Origin of the sequence: Micromonospora sp. LA-10 (assembly GCF_051853095.1) — a bacterium.
Lineage (GTDB): Bacteria > Actinomycetota > Actinomycetes > Mycobacteriales > Micromonosporaceae > Micromonospora > Micromonospora echinospora_A.
The window spans coordinates 4,225,627-4,247,304 of sequence record NZ_CP195710.1 but is presented as its reverse complement, the minus strand read 5'-3'; the positions used below and the strand labels follow the sequence as shown (position 1 = coordinate 4,247,304).

The window sequence follows — 21,678 nt, the reverse complement described above, 5'->3', positions numbered from 1 at the left end:
GGGTGCGCGGCCTGCGGCGCTGGTGGGACGACACGGCCGGCGGACTACCAGCCACGTTCTGGTACCTCTGGTCCGGCCTGCTGATCAACCGGGCCGGTGCGTTCGCGCTGCTGTTCCTGTCGCTCTACCTGACCGCCGCGCGGGGCGCCCCGCCGTCGCTGGCCGGGCTGGTGGTCGGCGCGTACGGGATCGGTGGCGCGGCCGGCACGCTGCTCGGCGGCGTACTGGCCGACCGGTGGGGACGGCGGGCCACGCTGATCGCCGCCCACCTCGCCGCCGCGGGCCTGATGGCGGCGCTGGCGTTCAGCACGCACCTGGCGATGATCGCCGTGCTGGCCACGCTGGTCGGGGTGGCGCACTCGATGCCCAGCCCGGCGTTCGTGGCGGCCATCGTGGACGTGGTGCCCGAGGCGCGCCGCTCCCGCGCGTTCAACCTCCAGTTCTGGGCGTTCAACCTGGGCATGGCGGTGGCCTCGCTGCTGGCCGGCGTACTCGCCGAGGCCAGCTTCACCGCGCTGTTCCTGGTCGACGCCGGAGCCACGCTGGCGGCGGCGGTGGTGATCGCGCTGAAGGTGCCGGAGACGCTCACCCGGCGTCCGGCGCTCACGCCACGGGCGGTGGTGGGACGCCGTCCCGGTCTGCACACCGCGCTCACCGACCGCACGTTCCTGGCGTTCGTCGGGCTGACGTTCCTGCTCGCCGTGCTGACCATGCAGACCTCCACGATCATGCCGCTGGCGATGCGCGCGGACGGTCTGCGCCCGTCGGCGTACGGGCTGGTGGTGGCGCTCGGCGGGGCGCTCATCGTGGCCGGGCAGCTGTTCGTGCCCCGGCTCATCGAGCCGTACGGCAAGTCGACGGTGCTGTCCGTCTCCACCGCCCTGATGGCGCTCGGGTTCGGCACCCTGACAGTCGCCGACGGGCTGCCGCTCTACCTCGGCGCGGCAGTCGTCTGGACGGCCGGGCAGATGCTCGCCGCGCCGCCGAACGCGCAGATCAACGCCGACCTCGCCCCGCCCGAACTGCGGGCCCGCTACCAGTCGGTGTTCTACCTGACGTTCCCGGCCGCGTCGTTCGTGGCGCCCGCGCTCGGCGGGCTCAGCCTGGAGCACCTGGGTGAACGGCACTGGCTTGTGGTCGGCGCGCTCGGGCTGCTGGCCGCGGCCGGGCACCTGCTCGCCGGGCCGCCCCGGGAGCGCCGGGTCGCCGCGCTGCGGGCGGCGGCCGCGGAACCCGTCAGGTCCGCCCGCTGAGGGGCCTGGAACAACGGCAGAGCGCCCATCCCGACCCCCGTCGAGATGGGCGCTCGTACCGTACGCCCGGCGGCGGCGGGCGACACTCACCCCCGTAAGCGTCGCCCGCTCGCGCCGCCGGTTCCACGGGCGGCGCCGTCCCCCAACGGCGTGATCCACCCGATCTTCGCGTCTCACTTGCGCGGATCTGATCGATCCACCGCTCCCCCGAACGGAAACAAGCGTGACGCGGTGCAATAAAGTTAGTTCGCCCGGATTCCGGATTCAACCCAGATCGCTGTCTTGCCCGTCACAGCGTTCGTGTCGGGAATCCGGCTGCCCGTGCTGTAGTCCCTGGGATGGCAAACATCGGGTTCCCAGGGTCCATTCCCGTAAACCTCAGCCGTCCTCGCGATTCGGGTTCTCGGTCCGGAAGAAGTTGCTCTGCCGCCCGTCCCGCATCTGCTCCTGGTAGATCAGGTTCAGCCGCCGCAGGTCGAACGTCCGGAACCAGTCGTCCCAGGTGATCTCCCGGATCCGGCTGCTCTCCCGGTACCCGGGGATGTTGAACGTCAGCACCCCGGCCCGGCCCTCGCGCTCGGTACCGGCGATGGTGGCCGGCTTCGCGCCCCGCGCCCGCGCCCACCGCTGGATCACCTCGTGGTTGCGGGTGACCAGGCTGCGGCCCGGACGCTCCGGCCGGTCCGCGAGCGACGTGATGAGCTGCGAGGACCCGATCGACCGGCTGGACGCCGGACCACGGGTCGGCGCGCTCTGCGCCCGAGCCGACGTCGCCTTGCGGGTAGTGGTCGCCTTCGCTGGGGCCGCCTTCGCCCGAGCCGGTGCCGCCTTGGCCCGCGACGGGGCCGCCTTCGCCCGGGCGGTCGTCGCCCGCGAGGAGGTGGCCTTGGCGCGAGCCGGAGCCGCCTTCGCACGCGCCGTCGTCGCCCGTGACGAAGTCGCCTTCGCCCGTGCCGGCGCCGCCTTGGCGCGTGCCGCCGGTCGCGACGCCGCCTTCGCGCGGGACGGCGCCGCCTTCGCGCGCGTCGCGGTCGCCCGTGACGAAGTCGCCTTCGCCCGAGCCGGCGCCGCCTTCGCGCGCGCCGTCGTCGCCCGTGACGAGGTGGCCTTGGCTCGGGCGGGTGCCGCCTTGCGCGTACCCGTCGCCTTGGCCCTGGCCCCGGTGGCGCGCGCGGCCGGCGCCGACTTGGCCGGCGTCGCGCGGCGGGCGGTGGTCTTCTTCGCGGCGGTGCTCTTGCGGGTGGCGGAGGGCCGGCCGGCCGGGCCGGAGCTGCGCCGCGCGGCGCCACCGCCCCCCTCGGAGCGCATGCTGCGCGCCAGGGTCTTCACCAGTTCCGGCTTCCGCAGCGCGGAGATCCCGGAGACCCCGCGCCGCCGGAGCTGGCTGCGGATGTCGTCGACCTTCATCCGGGAAATCGCCGACTCCGACACCCTCGGGGTGTTCGGCGTCTGGTTGCCGCTTTGCCGCTTGGTACGGGTCGCAGTCGTGCCGCGACCTGAGCTGTTGCGCTGAGCCATGGGACACGCTCCTCGACAGTCCGTCCTCGGCCCGCGGTGGGTCCCAATGCTCCGCACCGCGCGGGGCGGCATACCCGTCAGGAGGGCTCCGAACCTCCGGCGGGCGATCCGGCCGTGGCGGAAGGCTCGAAGAGGTGCGCGAACGCGGCCAGGTTGGCCGTCGACTCGCCGCGCTTCACCCGCCACTCCCACTCCCGGCGGATGGCAGTGCCGAAGCCGATCTCCAGCATGCTGTCGAACGACTCGTCCGCGTACGTCAGCACGGAGCCGAGCAGGCGGTCCAGCTCGTCGGCGTCGACCCCGGCCAGGTTGACCCGCCCGGTCAGGTAGACGTCGCCGACCGCGTCGATGGAGAACGAGACGCCGTACATGCGGGCGTTGCGCTGCAGCAGCCAGGCCCACAGCTCCTCGCGGCGCTCGTCCGGCTGACGCATCACGAACGCCTCGACCCGCAGCGCGTGCTCGCCCACGATCAGGTTGCAGATCGTCTTGAGCTTGTGCGTGCCGGGCAGAGTCACCGCGTACGACGCCTCGCCCGTCGACTCCCACTCCAGCTCACGCTCGGCGCAGACGGACTCGATCAGCGCGGCGACCTCACTCCTGCGGCTCATCGCACCCACTCTACGACCGGCGTACCGGGGCCGCCCGGTGGCCGGTGGTGATCACCAGGAGCACAGCGCGGCCGGTTCGCCGAGCCGCCGCGCCAGCCGGGCCCGGTGCTCGGTGATCGCCTCCCCGTAGACGGCGAGCAGGCCGGAGGCGGTGCGGTGCCAGGAGAACTCCCGGGCGTGCCGCTCGGCGCCCCGGCCCAGCGCGGCACGGCGTACCCGGTCGGGCAGCAGGCGCGCCAGCGCCCGGGCCCAGTCCGCCGGGTCGTGGCCGTCGATGAGCATGCCGCTGACGCCGTCGCGTACCGCGGTGACCAGGCCGCCCACGGCGGCGGCCAGCACCGGCGTGCCGCACGCCTGGGCCTCCAGCGCGACCAGGCCGAACGACTCGTTGTGCGACGGCACCGCGACCAGGTCGGCGGCGCGGTACAGGGCGGGCAGGTCCGCGCCGGTCTGCGGCGGCAGGAAACGCACCCGGTCGGCCACGTCGAGCGCGTGCGCCAGCTCGATCAGCGCGGTCGGCCGGTCCAGGCCGCTGCCGCTGGGCCCGCCGCAGATCACCACGGTCAGCTCGTCGGCCAGCGCCGGGTCCCGCTCGCGCAGCGCGGCGACGGCGCGGACCAGCACGTCCGGCGCCTTGAGCGGCTGGATGCGGCCGACGAACGCGACCACGTACCCGTCGGTCGGCAGCCCGAGGCGGCGACGCGCGGCCCGGGTCGCCGCGTCCCGGTCACCGGATGCGGGACGGAACCGGTCCAGGTCGACGCCGGGCTCCACCACCGCCACCCGGTCCGGCTCGGCCGCGTACCGGTCGAGCAGGTCGCGGGCCTCCACCCGGGTGTTGGCGACCAGCCGGTCGGCCTCGGTGACCACCTGCTCCTCGCCGATCACCCGGGCCTTCGGCTCCGGGCGGTCCCCGGCGGCGAGCCGGGCGTTCTTCACCTTGGCGAGCGTGTGCGCGGTGTGCACCAGCGGTACGCCCCAGCGCTCCTTGGCCAGCCAGCCGACCTGCCCGGAGAGCCAGTAGTGCGAGTGGATCAGGTCGTAGTGGCCCGGCGGGCGGGCCGCCTCGGCGCGCAGCACGCCCGCGGTGAAGGCGCAGAGCTGGCCCGGCAGCTCCTCCTTGGTCAGCCCTTCCAGCGGCCCGGCGGTGACGTGCCGGACGGACACGCCGGGCGCCACCTCGACCACCGGGGGCAGGTCACCGGCGGTGGCCCGGGTGAAGATCTCCACCTCGACGTCGGCCTCGGCCAGCCGCCGGGCCACCTCGAGGATGTAGACGTTCATGCCGCCCGCGTCACCGGTGCCGGGCTGGTGCAGCGGCGACGTGTGCACCGAGAGAGTGGCGATCCGGCGGGGCCGCGGCCACGGCAGGGCACCTCGCTGACGACCGACACCGGTGTGCATATCCGCCACGTCCGCTCCCTCTGTCACGGTTGATGCCGTCGCGCACGACCGGCGCTTCTCGGTCAACCCGTGTGCCGGATCTCATCTTCCCCATCGGGGTACGGAAATGCCCTTCGCCGGGTCCCCGGCGTGACGGACCTCATCACCGCGCGGGGCCGGGCGGCGGGAGACAATGGCCGGATGACTTCCGTCGCCATCGTCACCGGGGCGTCCAGCGGGATCGGCGCGGCCACCGCCCGCCGGCTGGCCGCCGAGGGCTTCCACGTGCTGGCCGCTGCCCGGCGTACCGACCGGCTGGCCGCGCTCGTCGCCGAGATCGAGGCGGCCGGTGGCGCGGCGACAGCGGTGGCGTGCGACGTGACATCGGACGAGTCGGTCGCCGGCCTGGCCGCCGCCGCCGAGGCCGCCCCCGGGCCGGTCACGCTGCTGGTGAACAACGCCGGCGGCGCGCGCGGCCTGGACCCGGTCGAGACCGCCGACGTGGGCGACTGGCAATGGATGTACGACGTCAACGTGCTCGGCACGCTGCGCGTCACCAAGGCGCTGCTCCCGGCGCTGGAACGCTCCGGGGCCGGCACCGTCGTGATCGTCAGCTCCACCGCCGGGCACGTCGTCTACGAGGGCGGCGGCGGCTACACGGCCGCCAAGCACGCGCAGACCGCGATCGCCGGGACGCTCCGGCTGGAGCTGTGCGGCCGTCCGGTCCGGGTGATCGAGATCGACCCCGGCATGGTGAAGACCGAGGAGTTCGGCCTGGTCCGCTTCGGCGGTGACGCCGACCGGGCCGAGGCGGTCTACGCCGGGGTCGCCGAGCCGCTGGTGGCCGACGACGTCGCCGACTGCGTGGCGTGGTGCGCGACCCGCCCGCCCCACGTCAACATCGACCAGCTCGTGGTCCGCCCACTGGCCCAGGCCGCGCAGCACAAGGTGCACCGGACGTCCTGAAGCGCGAGGAGTGAGCCGGTGTTGCGAGCCCCGCAGTCGCGAACAGGAATGCTGGGAAGCGCGAGGAGTGAGCCGGTGTTGCGAGCCCCGCAGTCGCTGACCGGGAGGCGCTGATGGAGCGTCCGCTCGGCGTGGCCACCCGGGGCACGACGAACCCCAACCGGCTCCGGCGGGTGGACAACTGGATCGTCGAGACCTGCGGCGACGCGCTGCGCGCCGCCGCCGACCCGCTCGTGGTGGACCTGGGCTACGGCGCCACCCCGGTCACCCCGGTCGAGCTGCGGGCCCGGCTGGCCGCCGGGGTCCGCGCCGACGTGCGGGTGGTCGGCCTGGAGATCGATCCGGTACGCGTCGCCGCCGCCCTGCCCGCCGCCGACCCGCCCGGGCTGACGTTCGCCCGGGGCGGCTTCGAGCTGGCCGGACTGCGTCCCGCGCTCGTCCGGGCGTTCAACGTGCTCCGCCAGTACGACGAGAGCGAGGTGGCCGACGCCTGGCACACCGTCACCGGGCGGCTCGCGCCGGGCGGGCTGCTGGTCGAGGGCACCTGCGACGAGCTGGGGCGGCTCGGCTCCTGGGTGCTGCTGGACGCCACCGGCCCGCGCACGCTCACCCTGTCGGCGAAGCTGACCACGCTGGAGAGCCCGGCCACGCTCGCCGAACGGCTGCCGAAGGCGCTGATCCATCGCAACGTGCCTGGTGAACGCATCCACGACCTGCTCGGCGCGCTGGAGCACGCCTGGCGCGCGGCCGCCGGCTACGCCCCCTTCGGCCCCCGCCAGCGCTGGCTGCACACGGTCGAGGCGGCGAAGGAGGCCGGCTGGCCGATCCAGAACAGCCCTCGCACGTGGCGCCACGGCTACGTCACGCTCCCCTGGCCCGCCATAGCCCCCCGCTGACCCACCGCCCCCGCCCCGCGCCCGCCACCCGCCGATCTTGGAGTTGTGGCGCCTCGGATGTCCGGTAAGCGCAGTTCGCGAGGCACCACAACTCCAAGATCGACGAGAGCAGGGCCCTGCGGGAGGGCGGGTGTCGTCGGCAAGCCCCGCCCAGCCCTCCCGGCGCGTTGATCTTGCACTTGCTGCCCCGGCAGAACCGGCTAAAACGCCCACGTCGAGGGCCGGAAGTGCAAGATCGCGGGGGCGAGGTGAGGTGAGGTGAGGTGAGGCGACGCGCGCGGGTGGGGCGGGTGGGTTAGATGGTGCAGTTGATCAGGACTGGTTCGGGGTGCAGGGGTACGCCGAAGCGGGACTGGACGCCGTCGCGGATCTCGCGGGCCAGCGCCACCAACGCGGCCGTACTGGCGGAGCCGGAGTGGTTCGTGAGCGCGAGCGTGTGCTTGCTGGAGATGGCGACGCCCTCCGGGCCCGCGTACCCCTTACCGAACCCGGCCTTGTCGATCAGCCAGGCGGCGCTGACTTTCACCATGCCGTCGGCGCCCGGCCAGTGCGGCGGCTCCCCCACGTCGGCGGCGCGTTCCCGCATCTGCTCGTACGCCTCGCCGGTCAGCACCGGGTTGGTGAAGAACGAGCCGACCGACCAGGTGTCCGGGTCGGCCGGGTCGAGCACCATGCCCTTGCCGGCGCGCAGCCGGCGCACTGTGGACCGGGCTTCGGCCAGCGGCACCCGGTCGCCGACCTCGACGCCGAGCGCCCGGGCCAGTTCGGCGTAGCGGACCGGCCCGGACCGCGGGGACCGGGTGAGCCGGAAGTCGACCGAGAGCACCACCCAGCGGTCGCTGTACTTGAAGATGCTGCCCCGGTAGACGAACCCGCAGTCGGCCGCCGCGATCCGCACCACCCGGCGTTCCGTCCGGTCGTACGCCTCGACGGCGACGATCGTCTCGGCCACCTCCTGGCCGTACGCTCCGACGTTCTGGATCGGCGTCGCGCCGGCCGAGCCGGGGATGCCGGAGAGGCACTCCAGCCCGGACCAGCCGCGCTCGACGGTGGCGGCGACGAAGTCGTCCCACGGCTCGCCGGCCTGCACACGTACGGTGACGGTGTCGCCGTCCTCGGCGACGGCCTGGAACCCCCGGGAGCGGACGAGCACGACGGTGCCCGGGAAGCCCTGGTCGCCGATGACCACGTTGCTGCCGCCGGCCAGGACCAGCACGGCCTGCTCGCGGGCTTCCGCTTCCTGCACCTTCAGTACGATCTGGGCGGCGTCCTCGGCGATCTCCAGCCGCCCGGCGGGTCCGCCGAGCCGGAGCGTGGTGTAGCGCGCCAGGGTGGCCGGATCGGTCGGTTCACCGGCAGTAGCCGGTTCGGCGTAGACGTCTGACACGCCTTTCACCCTAGGCTGAGGGGTAGCCGGCGCACCCACTGGTGGCCCGGTCACCCCCGGGAGGATGGCGATGAGCAGACTGCACCACACGAAGGACTTCTGGATCGGCGCGCTGCGCACGGAGGGTCCCGCCTTCGCCGCGGCGGTTTCGGAGGCGCCGCCCGAGACACCCGTGCTGTCCTGTCCCGGCTGGACGGTCACCGATCTCGCCCATCACCTGACCCGCGCTTACGTCTGGGCGGGCACCGTGCTGACCGCCGGTGGCACCTCCCGCCCCGAGCGGCACGACCCGGAGCCGCCGGCAGACCTCACGCCGACCCAGTGGTACGTGCGGGAGTACGAGCGGATCAGCGCACTGCTGGAGGCGACGGACCCGGAGTCGCCGGCGTGGAACTTCGCGCCCCAGCCGAAGAAGGCGGCGTTCTGGCCGCGCCGGCTGGCCCACGAGACGGCTGTGCACCGCTGGGACGCCCAGCTCGCGATCGGTGCGGGTGATCCGATCGAGGCGAAGCTCGCGGCCGACGGGGTGAGCGAGGTGCTGGACACCTGGCTGCCGGCGGGCCGGCGGACGCAGCCCGGGCAGTGGCACGGCGTGGTGCAGCTGAACGCGACGGATGCCGCGCAGGAGTGGTACCTGCGGCTGCGGGGCGAGGGGGTCGCGCTGCTGGACACCGCGACGATCCTCGACCACGACGACCACCGCGCGCGGGCGCAGGTGGCCGGCACGGCGAGCGATCTGCTGCTGGCGCTGATGGGCCGGATCAGCTTCGACGCGTTGGACGTGGCGGGCGAGCGCGGCCTGCTGGACGGTCTGCGGGTCGGCTGAGGCCGGCGCGGGTTCGGGCCGGCGGCGCGCGTCGACGGGCGACTCGGCGAGCGGCGATTACGGGCGGAGAGGGGCGGTAACGGCCCCTCTCCTCCTTTTTCGGTTGCCTGAGAGCGCTCTCTTGACAAGGTCCGGACCCTCCACCACGCTGTCCGTGAGAGCGCTCTCTTAGTTCCGGAACCGTCTTCCACCACCCGTTTCGACGACCCCGAGAGGTCAGGACAGCATGCTCACCTTCACGCGCCGTCGCCTGGCGGCGGTGGCCCTGGTCGCCGCCACCGCGCTGCTCGGCACCACCGCCTGCGGAGGCGGCGACGACGAGGCCGCCTCCGACGGGCCGATAACGCTCACCGTCGACGTCTTCGGCCAGTTCGGCTACGCGGATCTCTATCAGGAGTACATGGCCAGCCACCCCGGCGTGAAGATCGTCGAGCGGGGCACCGGCGGCAACCTCGACGAGTACTCCCCGAAGCTCACCCAGTGGCTCGCCGCTGGCAAGGGCGCCGGCGACGTGGTCGCCATCGAGGAGGGCCTGCTCGTCGAGTACAAGGCCAACCCGCAGAACTTCGTCAACCTGCTCGACCACGGCGCGGCCGACCTGAAGGGCAACTTCCTCGACTGGAAGTGGAACCAGGGCCTCACCGCCGACGGCAAGCAGCTCATCGGCCTCGGCACTGACGTCGGCGGCATGGCCATGTGCTACCGCACCGACCTGTTCGCCAAGGCCGGCCTGCCCACCGACCGGGAGGCGGTGTCCAAGCTCTGGCCCACCTGGCAGGACTACATCAAGGTCGGCGAGCAGTTCACCGCGAAGAAGACCGGCGCCTCGTTCCTGGACGCCGCCACGAACACGTTCAACACGATCCTGCTCCAGACCGCCGGCAACTCCAACGGCTACAGCTACTACGACACCGACAACAAGCTGGTCGTGGGCAGCAACCCGGCGGTGAAGCAGGCGTACGACACCACGATGGACATCATCGACTCGGGCCTGTCCGGCAAGTACGGCTCGTGGTCCGAGGAGTGGGTGTCGGCGTTCAAGCAGTCGAAGTTCGCCACCATCGCCTGCCCGGCCTGGATGACCGGCGTGATCGAGGGCAACGCCGGCGCGGGCGCCAAGGGCAAGTGGGACATCGCCCAGATCCCCGGCAATGGCGGCAACTGGGGCGGCTCGTTCCTGGCCGTGCCGAAGCAGAGCAAGCACCAGGCCGAGGCGATCGAGCTGGCCAAGTTCCTGACCAGCGCCAAGGGTCAGATCGGCGCGTTCAAGGCGAAGGGTCCCCTGCCCTCTTCGCCGCAGGCGCTGGAGGACGCGGCGATCCTGGACTCGAAGAACGCCTACTTCTCCGAGGCGCCGGTCGGGAAGATCTTCGCCGAGGGCGCCAAGAGCCTGAAGCCGGTCTACATGGGCCCGAAGAACCAGGCCGTCCGCACCGAGGTCGAGAACGCCGTCCGCAGCGTGGAGCTGGGTAAGCGCTCGCCGGAACAGGGCTGGACCGACGCGGTCGCCAACGCCGAGAAGGCCGCCGCCAAGTAACCCGAGCAGCGCGTGCGGGCGGTCCCGGCAACGGGTGCCGCCCGCACGGCGGAAAGGAGTCCCGGGTCATGGCCGTCCAGCTCGACGCCCGCCCGCCGGTCGCACCGGCACCCCGCCCCACCCGTCCCGGCCTGGGCAACCGGCTTAGCCGGTTCGACACCAAGTACTCGCCGTACCTGTTCATCGCCCCGTTCTTCCTGCTCTTCGGCGTCTTCGGGGCGTACCCGCTGGCGTACACGTTCTGGGTCTCGCTGCACGACTGGGACCTGCTCGGCGCCGAGCACCCGTTCATCGGCTTCGACAACTACACCCAGCTGCTCGCCGACTCGGACTTCTGGCACTCGGTGGTCAACACGCTGGGCATCTTCGTGATCTCCACGGTGCCCCAGCTGCTCGCCGCGCTCTGGCTGGCCAACCTGCTCAACCGGCAGCTCCGCGCCCGTACCACCTGGCGGATGGCGGTGCTGATCCCGAACGTCACGTCGACGGCCGCGGTGGCGATCGTGTTCGCGGTCCTGTTCGGCCGCGAGTTCGGCATGATCAACTGGCTGCTCGACCAGGTCGGCGTCAGCGCGATCGACTGGAAGGCGAACCGGTTCGCCGCCTGGGTCGCCATCTCCAGCATGGTCGACTGGCGCTGGACCGGCTACAACGCGCTGATCTTCCTGGCCGCCATGCAGGCCATCCCCCGCGACCTGTACGAGTCGGCGGCCATCGACGGCGCCGGCCGCGCCCGGCAGTTCTGGTCCATCACCGTGCCCCTGCTCAAGCCGACGATCATCTTCGCGGTCATCATCTCCACCATCGGCGGTCTCCAGCTCTTCACCGAGCCCCGGATGTTCAACTCCGGCACCAACGCGATCCGCGGCGGGCCGCTGCGGGAGTCGCAGACCGTGACCATGTACATGTTCGAGAACGCGTTCGCGCCGCACTACAACTTCGGCTACGGCTCGGCGGTGGCCTGGCTGCTGTTCGCGCTCATCGCTGTGGTCGCGGCGATAAACGTCCTGCTCCTGCGCCGGCTCGGCGGCGGCTCCCGCAAGGAGGTCTCCCGATGACCCGCCTCTGGTCGGCAAGCCGGCTCACCTATCTGGCGCTGACGCTCTCGGCCGTCCTGTCGATCTTCCCGATCTACTGGATGTTCGTGGTCGCCAGCCGGACCAGCGACACGATGGGCCAGGTGCCGCCGCCGCTCACCCCCGGCGGCAACCTCGGCGCCAACATCGCCCGGCTGTTCGACAACACCGACGCGTACTTCCTGACCGGCCTGATCAACTCGGCGATCGTGGCCACCACCGTCACGATCTCGGTGGTGTTCTTCTCCACGCTGGCCGGGTTCGCGTTCGCCAAGCTGCGCTTCCGCGGGCGCAACGCGCTGCTGCTGGTCATCGTCGCCACCATGATGGTCCCCACCCAGCTCGGCGTGATCCCGCTCTACCTGCTGATGACGAAGCTGAACTGGAACGACCGGCTGCCCGCCGTGATCGTGCCGGCGCTGGTCACCGGCTTCGGCGTGTTCATGATGCGCCAGTACGCGGGTCAGGCGGTCAGCACCGAACTGATCGAGGCGGCCCGGATGGACGGCTGCAACACCGCCCGGATCTACTGGAACGTGGTGCTGCCCGCGCTGCGTCCGGCCGCCGCCGTGCTCGGCCTGCTCACGTTCATGACCACCTGGAACGACTTCCTGTGGCCGTACGCGGTGCTGAACGACCCGGAGAACCCGACGGTGCAGCTGTCGCTGCGGGCCCTCTCCGACGGGTACTACCAGGACATGTCGCAGGTGTTCACCGGCACGGCCATCGCCACGCTGCCGCTGCTGCTGGTGTTCATCGTCTTCGGCCGCCAGATCATCGGCGGCATCATGGAAGGTGCGGTCAAGGCATGAGCAACGTCCGATTCCCGGAGGGCTTCGTCTGGGGCGGGGCCACCGCCGCGTACCAGATCGAGGGCGCCGCCCGCGAGGACGGTCGCGGCCCGTCGATCTGGGACACCTTCAGCCGTACGCCGGGCGCCGTGTTCGCCGGCCACACCGGCGACGTGGCCTGCGACCACTACCACCGGTACGCCGAGGACGTCGCGCTGATGGCCGAGCTGGGGCTGCGGGCGTACCGGTTCTCGGTGTCCTGGCCCCGGATCCGGCCCGACGGCACCGGCCCGGTCGAGCCGCGCGGTCTGGACTTCTACGACCGGCTGACCGACACGCTGCTGGCCGCCGGCCTCGACCCGATCGTCACGCTCTACCACTGGGATCTGCCGCAGGCGCTGGAGGACCGCGGCGGCTGGACCGTCCGGGAGACCGCCGAGCACTTCGCCGAGTACGCGCTCGCCGTGCACGGCCGCCTCGGCGACCGGGTCCGCACCTGGACCACGCTCAACGAGCCGTGGTGCTCGGCCTACCTCGGGTACGGCTCCGGGGTGCACGCGCCGGGGCGGCGGGACGCCGGTGACGCGTTCCGGGCCGTACACCATCTGCTGCTCGGCCACGGCCTGGCGGCGCGGGCGCTGCGCGCGGCGGGCGTGGAGACGCTGGGGATCACGCTCAACCTGGCCGACGTGCAGCCGGCGGACGCCACGAGCGCCGCCGACGCCGAGGCGGTCAAGCTCGTCGACGGCCTGCACAACCGGATCTTCCTGGACCCGCTCACCGGCGCCGGCTACCCGGCGGACGTGCTGGCCCACGTCAGCCGGATGGTCGCGCCGGACTTCGTGCGGGACGGGGACGAGAAGCTGATCGCCGCGCCGCTCGACCTGCTCGGCCTGAACTACTACGCGCCCACCTACGTGGCCGGGCGGGCGGGCGGCGCGGGCGGTGACGCGTGGCCGGGCACCGCCGGAACCGTCGAGTTCCTGCCGCCGGCCGGGCCGCTCACCGACATGGGCTGGTCGATCGAGCCGGCCGGGCTCACCCGGCTGCTGGAACGGGTGGCCGCCGACTACCCCGGGCTGCCCCTGGTGATCACCGAGAACGGCGGGGCGTTTCCGGACACCGACGTCGACGAGCAGGGCGGCGTGGCCGACGCCGACCGGGTCGCCTACCTCGACGGGCACCTGCGCGCCGCGCACGAAGCGATCGCCCGCGGCGTGGACCTGCGCGGTTATCTCGTATGGTCGGTGCTGGACAACTTCGAATGGGCCGAGGGTTACCGGAAGCGGTTCGGGATCGTCCACGTCGACTACCTGACCCAGCGGCGCACACCCAAGCGCAGTGCCCGCTGGTACCAGGAGGTGATCGCCCGGAACGGGCTGTGACGAGGTGGTGGTTACGGGGATGACGACGGCGCAGCGACCGACCCTGGAGGCGGTGGCCCGGCTGGCCGGCGTGTCCCGGGCCACCGTCTCCCGGGTGGTGAACGGCTCGACCACAGTCGCCGAGCCGATCCGGCAGGCGGTGCGACGGGCGGTCGAGGAACTCGGGTACGTCCCGAACCTCGCCGCCCGCAGCCTGGTCACCCAGCGGACCGACTCGGTCGCGCTGGTGCTGCCCGAGGCGGCCACCCGGGTCTTCTCCGACGACCAGGTGTTCCCGGGCATCATCCGCGGCGCGGCGCAGGAGCTGGAGGCGGCGGACAAGCAGCTCGTGCTGATGCTCGCCGGCTCACCGGCCGGGCACGAACGCGTCGAGCGCTACACCACCGGCCGGCACGTCGACGGGGTGCTGTTCGCCTCGCTGCACGGCGAGGACCCGCTGCCCGGCCGGCTGGCCCGCCTCGGCATCCCGGTGGTGTGCAGCGGACGCCCGCTCGACGGCGCCGACGTCCCGTACGTGGACGTCGACCACACCGGCGGCGTCAGCACGGCGGTCCAGCACCTGATCGCCGGCGGGCGGCGCCGGATCGCCACCATCGCCGGGCCGCAGGACATGGTCGCCGGCATCGAACGGCTGATCGGCTACCGCAACGCGATCAGCGAGGCCGGGCTGCCGGAGCTGGTCGCGTACGGCGACTTCACCCGGGAGTCCGGCACCGCCGCGATGCGCGAACTGCTCGCCGCCGACCCGGAACTGGACGCCGTGTTCGCCGCCTCCGACCTGATGGCGCACGCCGCCCTGCGGACGCTGCGGGAGGCCGGGCGGCGGGTGCCCGAGGACGTGGCGGTGATCGGGTTCGACGACATCGAGACGGCCGCGTACACCGAGCCGCCGCTGACCACGGTGCGGCAGCCGATAGTGGAGCTGGGCCGGTCGATGACCCGGCAGCTGCTGCGCATCGCGGCGGGCGAGCAGGTCGAGCAGGCGCTGATGCTGCCCACGGAACTGGTGCTGCGCGAGTCCGCATAAGGAAGGGCCCCCTCTTAACGCCTCAGGTAGAGAAGGGGGCCCTTCTTAACAGCCCGCCCGGTGACAACCCGCCGCGCGTTAACCGGTCGCGGCGCGGGCGGCGGCGGGTCTAGGGTCCGCCGGGTGAGTGGAGCCGAGATCCGTCCCGCCCGTGCCGACGACGCGCCCGCAGTGGTGGCGTTACGCGCGCTCGTCTATCCGTACCTGGTGCGGGGCGTCGAGTCGACCCGCCGCATGATCACCGAACCACCACCCGGCGAGGACTGGGCCGGCTGGGTCGCCGAGGCGGACGGGCAGATCGTCGGCTGGGTGTCGGCGTACCGCAACACGCAGACCTCGACACCGGGCGTGGGCGAGATGGCCCTGCTGCACGTGCATCCGGAGCACCGCCGCCGGGGCACCGGCACCGCGTTGTTCGACACCGCGCTCGGTCACCTGCGGACGCTCGGGACCACAAGGGTGCTCACCCACGCGCGTACCGAGTCGCTGCCGTTCGCGCAGCGGCACGGCTTCACAGCCAGCCGGGAGCTGCGCTACTCGGCGCTCGACCTGACCACCGCCCCGCCGATGCCGCAGGCGCCGCCGGGCGTACGGCTGGTGTCCGCCGCCGGGCTCGACCCGCGCCTCGTGCACCGGGTCGACGCGGAGGCGTCCCGGGACGAGCCGGGCGACGTGCCGACGGACTCGCTGGACTTCGAGCTGTGGCTGCACGAGTGCTGGGACAACCCGGGGCTGGACCGGGAGGCCAGCACGCTCGCCGAGGTGGACGGCGAACTCGTAGCGCTGAGCCTGGTGAAGCGGGACGGCGACCGGATGTGGTCGGACTTCACCGGCACGCTGCCCGCGTACCGGGGGCGCGGGCTGGCCCGGCTGACCAAGCAGGCCGCGCTGCACGCCGCCGCCGCGCGCGGCGTACGCACCGCGTACACCTCGAACGACGAGGCGAACGCGCCGATGCTGGCGGTCAACGAGCGGCTCGGCTACCGGCCGGTGGACAGCCAGTGGTCGTGCCGGCGCACGCTCAGCTGAGCCCGGCGGCCACCCGCACCGCTGTGGCGTACGTGTCGGCGCCGAACAGCACCAGCCGGGCCTCGGTGACGTGCTCCGGGGTGGCCGCGTGCAGCACTGTCAGCGCCTGCGCCACCGCGTCGTCGATCGGCCAGCCGTAGATCCCGGCGGAGATCAGCGGGAACGCGATCCGGGTCGCGCCCAGCCCGTCGGCGACCCGCAGGCTGTTGGCGTAGCAGTCGCGCAGCAGCGCCGACCGGTCCTCGCCCGGCGAGAAGACCGGCCCGACCGTGTGCACCACCCAGCGCGCGGGCAGGTTGCCGGCGGTGGTGGCGACCGCCTGGCCGGTGGGCAGCCCGCGCCCGTACCGGGAGGCGCGCAACGCCCGGCACTCCTCCAGGATCGCCGGGCCGCCGCGCCGGTGGATCGCGCCGTCCACGCCCCCGCCGCCGAGCAGCGACGAGTTGGCGGCGTTGACTATCGCGTCGACCTGCTGCGCGGTGATGTCGCCCTCGATCAGGACGGTGTCCATCTCAGCTCTCCTCGATGGGCTGGCCCAGCGACCGGCGGGCCAGCAGCGCGGCGCCGGCGACGGCGGCCGGCATGACCAGCACCGCGCCGAGCGGAATCAGGAAGCACAGGAAGACCGCCACCCCGAAGCCGAGCGCCGTCGGCCGGTCGGCCCGCAGCCGCACCCGCCGGTCCGGCAGCCGCATCCCGCGCCGGTAGAACGGCGCGCCGACCAGCTCCAACGCCAGGAACCAGCCACCCACCAGGGCGCCGACCACCGGGACCACCGTCTGTCCCACCACCGGGATGAAACCGGCGGCGAACAGGGGTACGCCGATCAGCGCGGACAGCGCCACCAGGCGCAGCGAGTCGGCGAGGCTACGTCGCAGCGAGGACCAGAACGGCACGTCGACGGCGCCCGGGGTGCCGCCGAGCCGGTTCTCGACCCGCTCCGAGATCGCCTCGTAGAACGGGTCACCGATGACCAGCGTGACGGCGGTGAACGTGAGCACCCCGACGAGCCCGGCGACCCCGACCACCGCCAGTCCGGCGGCGACCCGCAGCAGCCCGCGCCACGGCGACGACCAGTCGTCGGCGAACGGGGTGAGCCAGCCCGCCAGGTCGTCCACGAAGTAGAGCAGCGTGGCGAACAGCGCCACGTAGAGCACACCGGTGATCAGCGCCGGGATCACGCCGAGCAGCATCAGCTTCGGGCTGCGGACGTACATGCCGAAGCCGCGCAGCAGCAGCCCGGCGCCGCCGAGGAAGCGGGTGGCCGCGCCGGTGACGGGCGCGACGGTACGGGAGGCGTTCACGACGGCACAGCCTAATCTGCCGGTGCACCACAATGGGCCTGTGCGTGCGTCCCGGCTGATCTCGCTTGTGCTGCTGCTCCAGTCCCGGGAGACGATGACCGCCGCCGAGCTGGCCCGCGAGCTGGAGGTGTCCGAGCGGACCGTCTACCGGGACGTGCTGGCGCTGTCCGCGGCCGGTGTCCCGGTGTACGCGGACCGGGGCCGGGCCGGCGGCTACCGGCTGCTCGGCGGCTACCGGACCCGGCTGACCGGGTTGAGCCGGGACGAGGCCGAGGCGCTGTTCCTGGCCGGGCTGCCCGGACCGGCCGGGGACATGGGACTGGCCGACTCGGTGGCCGCCGCCGAGCTGAAGGTGCTGGCCGCGTTGCCGCCGAGCCTGCGGGACGCGCCCGCGCGTACCGGGCAGCGGTTCCACCTGGACGTGCCCGGCTGGTTCCGGGAGACCCCCGCGCCGCCGACACTCGCCGAGCTGGCCCGGGCGGTATGGCGGGATCTGATGGTCGAGCTGCGCTACCGGCGCGGGGACCGGGAGGTGACCCGCACGCTGGCGCCGTACGGGCTGGTGCTGAAGAACGGGGTCTGGTACCTGGTCGGCCGGGTCGGCGACGCCTGGCGGACGTACCGGGTGGACCGGGTGGTGGCGGTCGAGGTGAGCGCCGACGGCTTCGACCGGGACGAGGGTTTCGACCTCGGGGCGTACTGGCGGGAGCAGGCCGGCGCGTTCCTGCGGGAGCTGCTGCGGGAACGGGTGACGGTGCGGCTCGGCCCGACCGGGCTGCGGGCGCTGCGGCGCCTGGTGGACGCGCCGTTCGTCTACACCGAGGCGGTCGACGCGGCCGGGCCGCCGGACGAGCAGGGCCGGCTGGTGTTGCGGCTGCCTGTCGAGTCGGTGGACGTCGCGTACAGCCAGCTGCTGGCGCTCGGCCCGGAGGTGGAGGTGCTGGCGCCGCCGCGGCTGCGGGCACGCTTCGCCGAGGCGACCCGCCGCGCGGCGGCGCTCTACACCGATCCGCCGTCGGGTCAGCGGTAGCCGTCGGGGTCGGCCGGCTTGCCCGGCTTGACCACCTCCTCGTAGTAGCGGGCCCAGTGCGGGCGGCTGCCGTCGACGTCGGTGAAGCCGTACACCTGGGCCAGGCCGCCGCTGTCGAGGGACTGCCCGTTCCAGCGGGCCCGGTCCGGGTCGGCGGCCAGGGCTGCCACCGCGCGCCCGACGAGCGCCGGCGTCTCCGACATGACGAAGTGCGGCTCGGTCTCGGCGGCGTCGCGCCAGGTGGCCTCGGTGACGCCGTAGTGTTCGAGCATCGCCTCCGAGCGCAGCCAGCCAGGGGTGAGCGAGACGGCGGTGCAGCCGTGCGGGGCCAGCTCGTGCGCCTGGCTGAAGCCGAGCCGGTTCACCGAGACCTTGGCCAGGTCGTAGAAGACCGACAGGCGGTACTCCCGGTCGTTGTGCTCCTTGGTGCCGTCGCCGACCTCGACCACCAGGCCGCCGGGCTTGCGGATCAGCAGCGGCAACGCGAAGTGGCTGGTGATGATGTGCGTGTCGACGGCCAGCCGCAGCGTGCGGAAACCGGCGTCGAGCGGCTGCTCCCAGACCGGCTTCTCCCAGGTGATCAGCGGGTCCGCACCCCAGACGTCGTTCACCAGCACGTCGAGGCGGCCCTGCTCGGCGTCGATCCGCTCGACCAGGCCGCGTACCTGCTCGGGGTCGAGGTGGTCGACGGCGACGGCGATCCCGGTGCCCCCGGCGGCGGTGACCAGCTCGGCGGTCTCCTCGATGGTCTCCGGCCGGTCCATCTCGGAGCGGCGCTCGCGGGTGGTGCGGCCGGTGGCGTAGACGGTGGCCCCGGCGGCGCCGAGCTGCACGGCGATCTGCCGGCCGGCGCCCCGGGTCGCGCCCGCGACGAGCGCGACAGTTCCGGTCAGTGGTGAGTTCATGGGATCACCGTGTCACCGATACCTGACAGCGGAAGTCCGGTTTCCTGAGAGAACCGGATGGGCGATCATCACCGGTATGCACCTGCTGCTGTCCGGGATCGTCGGCTCGGTCGCGTACGGGCTGGCCGGACCCGGCTCGGACACCGACCGGATCGGCGTGTTCGCCGCGCCCACAGTCGCGTTCCACGGCCTGCGCCCGCCCCGCGAGTCGGTCGTGACCACCGAGCCGGACGTCACGCTGCACGAGGCGCGCAAGTACGCGCTGCTGGCGCTGAGCGGCAACCCGACCGCCACCGAGCTGATGTGGCTGCCCGACGACTGCTACGAGACCCGGACCGGGTTCGGCGAGGAGCTGATCGCCGTCCGGTCGGCGTTCCTCAGCGCGCCGCGGGTCCGCGACGCCTACCTCGGGTACGCCGCGCAGCAGTTCCGCAAGCTCGCCAGCCGGACCGCCGACGCCGGTGGGCTGCGGCGCTCGGCGAAGCACGCCCGGCACCTGGCCCGGCTGCTGCACCAGGGCCGGACGCTGTACGCCGCGGGCGTCCTGGAGATCCGCCTCGCCGACCCGGACTGGTTCCGCGCGTTCGGCGAACGGGTCGCCGGAGGCGCGCTGGACGAGGCGCAGGCCCTGGTGGCCGACGCCGAGGCCGAGTTCGACCGGATCCGCTCGCCGCTTCCGGAGCGCCCGGACGAGGAGACGGTGGAACGCTGGCTGCTCGGCGTCCGGGCGGCTCACCTGCCGCGCTGACCGGACGCGTCAGTCAGTCCGCCAGGCGCACGCGTACCCGGCGGTTGGCCCGCCCCTTGCTCTCCACCTTGACCACCTGGACCTTGCCGATCTGCGCGGTGGAGGCGACGTGCGTGCCGCCGTCGGCCTGCACGTCCAGCCCCACGATGTCGACGATCCGCACCTCCTGCTCCTCCGGCGGGATCAGGTTCGACTGGGTACGGATGATGTCCGGCAGCGCGAGCGCCTCGGCGCGCGGCAGCACCCGCACCGCCACCGACCGGTCGGCGGCCACCTCGGCGTTCACCAGCTCCTCGATGCGGGCCTTGAAGTCCGGCGGCACCTCGGGCAGGTTGAAGTCCATCCGGGCCTCGCCCGGCTCCATGTTGCCGCCGGTCACGAGCGCGCCGAAGTCACGGAACACCACGCCGCAGAGCACGTGCAGCCCGGAGTGGGTACGCATCAGCATGGTCCGGCGGGCGTCCTCCACCGCGCCGGCGACCTCGGTGCCGACCGGCGGCACCGGGTCCCCCTCGGCCGGGATCAGCCACAGGTCGTCGCCCTTGCGGGTGCCGACGATGCGGGTCTGTGCGCCCTGCCAGAGCAGCACCCCGTGATCCGGCGGCTGCCCGCCGCCACCCGGGTAGAACGCGGACCGGTCCAGCACGATGCCCTGCTCGGGATCGGCCGCCAGCACCCGGCACGTCCACTCGCGCAGGGTCGGGTCGGCGAGGTCGAGCCGGTGCGTACGGCCGTGGTGTGTGACGCCCATGGACGGCGACGTTACCCGTTCAGGAACTCCGAGACGCGCCCCCGCAGGTCGGCGCGTTCGGTCCAGAGCACGCCGGGCCGGTCGTACACGTGCAGTGTGGCGTTCGGCAGCGCGGCGGCGAGCCGTTCGGCGACGGCGACCGGGTGCAGGTCGTCGTCGGCGGCGGCGATGACCAGTGCCGGCGCGGTGACCGCGGCGAGCGACCCGGCGTCGTCGAGCGGGGCCTGCCCGGGCAGGTCGGCCAGCCCCGGCGCGAGCCCGTCGCGCAGCAACTGGTCGAGCCGCTGCCGCAGATAGGCCCAGCCGGCCGGCGTGTTGCGCACCGACGGCGGCAGCTCCAGCGACACCACGTCGGCCAGCGCCGAGGCGTCGCCCTCGGCCACCGCGTCGAGCAGGCCGGTGAGCCGGGCCCGCGCCACCTCGCCACGCGGCGTGTCCAGCACGGCGGGCAGGAAGAAGACGAGCCGTTCGAAGCGGCCCGGGCTCTCCGCGAGCAGCCGGCAGAGCGCGCCCGCGCCGAGGCTGGCGCCGAACGCCCTGGTCGCGCCGCCCAGGTCCGCGATCGCGCGCAGGTCACGGGCGAGATCCAGATAGCTCCACGGGCCGGGCGGGGAATCGGAGCGGCCGTGCCCACGGAACTGGAAGAAGATGCGCCGGCCGGCGACGCCGCTGCCGAACGGGCGGGTGGTGGCGATGCCGTTGCCCAGCCCGTGCGCGAACACTGTCACCGGCTCACCGGTGCCGGTGACCAGGCGCTCCAGGCTCACGCCGTGCGGCGTGGCGACCAGCTCCGTCTCCGGCTCGGGCAGCGCAGGCCGCCCGGTCCGGGGCGCGCCGGGACCCGGCCCCCAGGTGCGGGGACCGCCGTCCGGCGGCGGAGGCCAGCGGAAACCTCTCACCAGGACCCTCGGCCGCCGTGCAGGTCCCGCAGGCCGGGCCGCACGTCGAGCAGGTAGATGAGACCGGCCGCGATGCCGATCAGTCCGAAGAGGCTGATCGGGCCGAAGCCGAGCAGGGTCAACAGCAGGCAGACCGCCAGGATGGCGACCCAGCCGCCCTTGGGCAGCGTGCCGATCGCGGCGAATCCGTCGCCGCGCTGGGTGACCGCGTGCACCAGCGCCACGCCCTGAACGACCAGGGCGAAGACGAGCAGGATCAGCTGGATCACGTCTTGGATTGCGAACGCGAAGATCGGCGCGGCGATGGCCATGGGGGCAAGCTTATGCCGAGACCCCGGAAACGTCCGACAGGACGT

22 protein-coding genes and 1 pseudogene are annotated in these 21,678 nt (G+C 73.1%); 13 read left to right on the top strand and 10 right to left on the bottom strand.

The genetic code is table 11. The annotated features are described in order from the left end of the window. The first annotated feature begins 2 nt into the window (after positions 1-2). Positions 3-1,253 carry an MFS transporter gene (locus ACSDG8_RS20095; protein ID WP_210942549.1) on the top strand — a complete coding sequence of 417 codons (1,251 nt, stop codon included), beginning with the start codon at positions 3-5 and terminating at the stop codon, positions 1,251-1,253. Between the two features lie 378 nt (positions 1,254-1,631). Here ACSDG8_RS20095 and ACSDG8_RS20090 read toward each other — a convergent pair. Continuing rightward, positions 1,632-1,991, bottom strand: a pseudogene (locus ACSDG8_RS20090) (hypothetical protein); the annotation flags it as partial. On the opposite strand from ACSDG8_RS20090, the gene ACSDG8_RS20085 reads away from it, so the two are divergent. Beyond that, entirely contained in the window at positions 1,903-2,766 is an 864-nt protein-coding gene (locus ACSDG8_RS20085; protein ID WP_247679086.1) for a hypothetical protein, read from the top strand. The pseudogene ACSDG8_RS20090 and the gene ACSDG8_RS20085 overlap by 89 nt on opposite strands. 82 nt (positions 2,767-2,848) lie before the next feature. Here the strand turns inward: ACSDG8_RS20085 and ACSDG8_RS20080 are convergent, their stop codons facing one another. Beyond that, positions 2,849-3,382: a YbjN domain-containing protein gene (locus tag ACSDG8_RS20080; protein WP_043328058.1), complete on the bottom strand. Its 534-nt coding sequence runs from the start codon at positions 3,380-3,382 to the stop codon at positions 2,849-2,851. 51 nt (positions 3,383-3,433) lie between these two features. Next, positions 3,434-4,795 (bottom strand): D-inositol-3-phosphate glycosyltransferase, encoded by a 1,362-nt coding sequence (gene mshA / locus ACSDG8_RS20075; protein WP_210896906.1) that lies wholly within the window; start codon positions 4,793-4,795, stop codon positions 3,434-3,436. A gap of 171 nt (positions 4,796-4,966) precedes the next feature. On the opposite strand from mshA, the gene ACSDG8_RS20070 reads away from it, so the two are divergent. After that, positions 4,967-5,731 carry an SDR family NAD(P)-dependent oxidoreductase gene (locus ACSDG8_RS20070; RefSeq protein ID WP_210896908.1) on the top strand — a complete coding sequence of 255 codons (765 nt, stop codon included), beginning with the start codon at positions 4,967-4,969 and terminating at the stop codon, positions 5,729-5,731. Between the two features lie 113 nt (positions 5,732-5,844). After that, positions 5,845-6,627 (top strand): class I SAM-dependent methyltransferase, encoded by a 783-nt coding sequence (locus ACSDG8_RS20065; protein ID WP_210896910.1) that lies wholly within the window; start codon positions 5,845-5,847, stop codon positions 6,625-6,627. A gap of 295 nt (positions 6,628-6,922) precedes the next feature. On the opposite strand, the gene ACSDG8_RS20060 is transcribed toward ACSDG8_RS20065, so the two are convergent. Beyond that, on the bottom strand, positions 6,923-8,014 hold the full coding sequence (locus ACSDG8_RS20060; protein WP_210896912.1) for a UDP-N-acetylmuramate dehydrogenase: 1,092 nt from the start codon (positions 8,012-8,014) through the stop codon (positions 6,923-6,925). A gap of 64 nt (positions 8,015-8,078) precedes the next feature. On the opposite strand from ACSDG8_RS20060, the gene ACSDG8_RS20055 reads away from it, so the two are divergent. From ACSDG8_RS20055 to ACSDG8_RS20025, 7 genes are all read left to right on the top strand, one after another. Next, positions 8,079-8,840 carry a maleylpyruvate isomerase family mycothiol-dependent enzyme gene (locus tag ACSDG8_RS20055; RefSeq protein WP_439427150.1) on the top strand — a complete coding sequence of 254 codons (762 nt, stop codon included), beginning with the start codon at positions 8,079-8,081 and terminating at the stop codon, positions 8,838-8,840. A gap of 226 nt (positions 8,841-9,066) precedes the next feature. Further along, positions 9,067-10,377: an ABC transporter substrate-binding protein gene (locus ACSDG8_RS20050; RefSeq protein WP_210896916.1), complete on the top strand. Its 1,311-nt coding sequence runs from the start codon at positions 9,067-9,069 to the stop codon at positions 10,375-10,377. Positions 10,378-10,445: 68 nt separating this feature from the next. Next, positions 10,446-11,435 carry a carbohydrate ABC transporter permease gene (locus ACSDG8_RS20045; RefSeq protein ID WP_210896918.1) on the top strand — a complete coding sequence of 330 codons (990 nt, stop codon included), beginning with the start codon at positions 10,446-10,448 and terminating at the stop codon, positions 11,433-11,435. Beyond that, positions 11,432-12,265 (top strand): carbohydrate ABC transporter permease, encoded by an 834-nt coding sequence (locus ACSDG8_RS20040; protein WP_030504579.1) that lies wholly within the window; start codon positions 11,432-11,434, stop codon positions 12,263-12,265. The genes ACSDG8_RS20045 and ACSDG8_RS20040 overlap by 4 nt, the downstream gene beginning before the upstream one ends. Continuing rightward, positions 12,262-13,629 carry a GH1 family beta-glucosidase gene (locus tag ACSDG8_RS20035; RefSeq protein WP_210896920.1) on the top strand — a complete coding sequence of 456 codons (1,368 nt, stop codon included), beginning with the start codon at positions 12,262-12,264 and terminating at the stop codon, positions 13,627-13,629. Before ACSDG8_RS20040 ends, ACSDG8_RS20035 begins: the two co-directional genes overlap by 4 nt. A gap of 19 nt (positions 13,630-13,648) precedes the next feature. Further along, on the top strand, positions 13,649-14,656 hold the full coding sequence (locus tag ACSDG8_RS20030; RefSeq protein ID WP_210896922.1) for a LacI family DNA-binding transcriptional regulator: 1,008 nt from the start codon (positions 13,649-13,651) through the stop codon (positions 14,654-14,656). 123 nt (positions 14,657-14,779) lie between these two features. After that, complete coding sequence (locus tag ACSDG8_RS20025; protein WP_210896923.1) at positions 14,780-15,685, top strand: GNAT family N-acetyltransferase; 906 nt, start codon at positions 14,780-14,782, stop codon at positions 15,683-15,685. On the opposite strand, the gene ACSDG8_RS20020 is transcribed toward ACSDG8_RS20025, so the two are convergent. Together ACSDG8_RS20020 and ACSDG8_RS20015 are read right to left on the bottom strand one after the other, a co-directional pair. Next, positions 15,678-16,196: an O-acetyl-ADP-ribose deacetylase gene (locus ACSDG8_RS20020; protein WP_210896925.1), complete on the bottom strand. Its 519-nt coding sequence runs from the start codon at positions 16,194-16,196 to the stop codon at positions 15,678-15,680. The two genes, ACSDG8_RS20025 and ACSDG8_RS20020, sit on opposite strands and share 8 nt — an antisense overlap. 1 nt (position 16,197) lies before the next feature. After that, entirely contained in the window at positions 16,198-16,989 is a 792-nt protein-coding gene (locus ACSDG8_RS20015) for an EI24 domain-containing protein (RefSeq protein ID WP_210896927.1), read from the bottom strand. Positions 16,990-17,029: 40 nt separating this feature from the next. Here ACSDG8_RS20015 and ACSDG8_RS20010 point away from each other — a divergent pair, with 40 nt between their 5' ends. Beyond that, complete coding sequence (locus tag ACSDG8_RS20010) at positions 17,030-18,019, top strand: helix-turn-helix transcriptional regulator (protein WP_210896929.1); 990 nt, start codon at positions 17,030-17,032, stop codon at positions 18,017-18,019. Here ACSDG8_RS20010 and ACSDG8_RS20005 read toward each other — a convergent pair. Beyond that, complete coding sequence (locus ACSDG8_RS20005) at positions 18,010-18,924, bottom strand: SDR family oxidoreductase (RefSeq protein ID WP_210896931.1); 915 nt, start codon at positions 18,922-18,924, stop codon at positions 18,010-18,012. The genes ACSDG8_RS20010 and ACSDG8_RS20005 overlap by 10 nt on opposite strands. A gap of 76 nt (positions 18,925-19,000) precedes the next feature. Between ACSDG8_RS20005 and ACSDG8_RS20000 the strand changes: the two genes are divergently transcribed. Further along, positions 19,001-19,672 carry a nucleotidyltransferase domain-containing protein gene (locus ACSDG8_RS20000; RefSeq protein WP_210896933.1) on the top strand — a complete coding sequence of 224 codons (672 nt, stop codon included), beginning with the start codon at positions 19,001-19,003 and terminating at the stop codon, positions 19,670-19,672. Between the two features lie 13 nt (positions 19,673-19,685). On the opposite strand, the gene ACSDG8_RS19995 is transcribed toward ACSDG8_RS20000, so the two are convergent. From ACSDG8_RS19995 to ACSDG8_RS19985, 3 genes are read right to left on the bottom strand one after another with little or no spacing between them, the layout of a single operon-like run. Continuing rightward, entirely contained in the window at positions 19,686-20,423 is a 738-nt protein-coding gene (locus ACSDG8_RS19995) for an alanyl-tRNA editing protein (RefSeq protein ID WP_210896935.1), read from the bottom strand. 11 nt (positions 20,424-20,434) lie between these two features. Continuing rightward, positions 20,435-21,322 carry an alpha/beta fold hydrolase gene (locus ACSDG8_RS19990; protein ID WP_210896937.1) on the bottom strand — a complete coding sequence of 296 codons (888 nt, stop codon included), beginning with the start codon at positions 21,320-21,322 and terminating at the stop codon, positions 20,435-20,437. Next, entirely contained in the window at positions 21,319-21,633 is a 315-nt protein-coding gene (locus ACSDG8_RS19985) for a DUF2516 family protein (RefSeq protein ID WP_210896939.1), read from the bottom strand. The genes ACSDG8_RS19990 and ACSDG8_RS19985 overlap by 4 nt, the downstream gene beginning before the upstream one ends. Positions 21,634-21,678: the final 45 nt, after the last annotated feature.

Excerpts from the sequence above, each read along its gene's own strand:
- ACSDG8_RS20080 (WP_043328058.1), bottom strand. The coding sequence starts at position 3,382 with ATGAGCCGCAGGAGTGAGGTCGCCGCGCTGATCGAGTCCGTCTGCGCC.
- ACSDG8_RS20070 (WP_210896908.1), top strand. The coding sequence starts at position 4,967 with ATGACTTCCGTCGCCATCGTCACCGGGGCGTCCAGCGGGATCGGCGCG.
- ACSDG8_RS20065 (WP_210896910.1), top strand. The coding sequence starts at position 5,845 with ATGGAGCGTCCGCTCGGCGTGGCCACCCGGGGCACGACGAACCCCAAC.
- ACSDG8_RS20055 (WP_439427150.1), top strand. The coding sequence starts at position 8,079 with ATGGCGATGAGCAGACTGCACCACACGAAGGACTTCTGGATCGGCGCG.
- ACSDG8_RS20050 (WP_210896916.1), top strand. The coding sequence starts at position 9,067 with ATGCTCACCTTCACGCGCCGTCGCCTGGCGGCGGTGGCCCTGGTCGCC.
- ACSDG8_RS20045 (WP_210896918.1), top strand. The coding sequence starts at position 10,446 with ATGGCCGTCCAGCTCGACGCCCGCCCGCCGGTCGCACCGGCACCCCGC.
- ACSDG8_RS20040 (WP_030504579.1), top strand. The coding sequence starts at position 11,432 with ATGACCCGCCTCTGGTCGGCAAGCCGGCTCACCTATCTGGCGCTGACG.
- ACSDG8_RS20035 (WP_210896920.1), top strand. The coding sequence starts at position 12,262 with ATGAGCAACGTCCGATTCCCGGAGGGCTTCGTCTGGGGCGGGGCCACC.
- ACSDG8_RS20030 (WP_210896922.1), top strand. The coding sequence starts at position 13,649 with ATGACGACGGCGCAGCGACCGACCCTGGAGGCGGTGGCCCGGCTGGCC.
- ACSDG8_RS20020 (WP_210896925.1), bottom strand. The coding sequence starts at position 16,196 with ATGGACACCGTCCTGATCGAGGGCGACATCACCGCGCAGCAGGTCGAC.
- ACSDG8_RS20005 (WP_210896931.1), bottom strand. The coding sequence starts at position 18,924 with ATGAACTCACCACTGACCGGAACTGTCGCGCTCGTCGCGGGCGCGACC.
- ACSDG8_RS20000 (WP_210896933.1), top strand. The coding sequence starts at position 19,001 with ATGCACCTGCTGCTGTCCGGGATCGTCGGCTCGGTCGCGTACGGGCTG.
- ACSDG8_RS19995 (WP_210896935.1), bottom strand. The coding sequence starts at position 20,423 with ATGGGCGTCACACACCACGGCCGTACGCACCGGCTCGACCTCGCCGAC.
- ACSDG8_RS19985 (WP_210896939.1), bottom strand. The coding sequence starts at position 21,633 with ATGGCCATCGCCGCGCCGATCTTCGCGTTCGCAATCCAAGACGTGATC.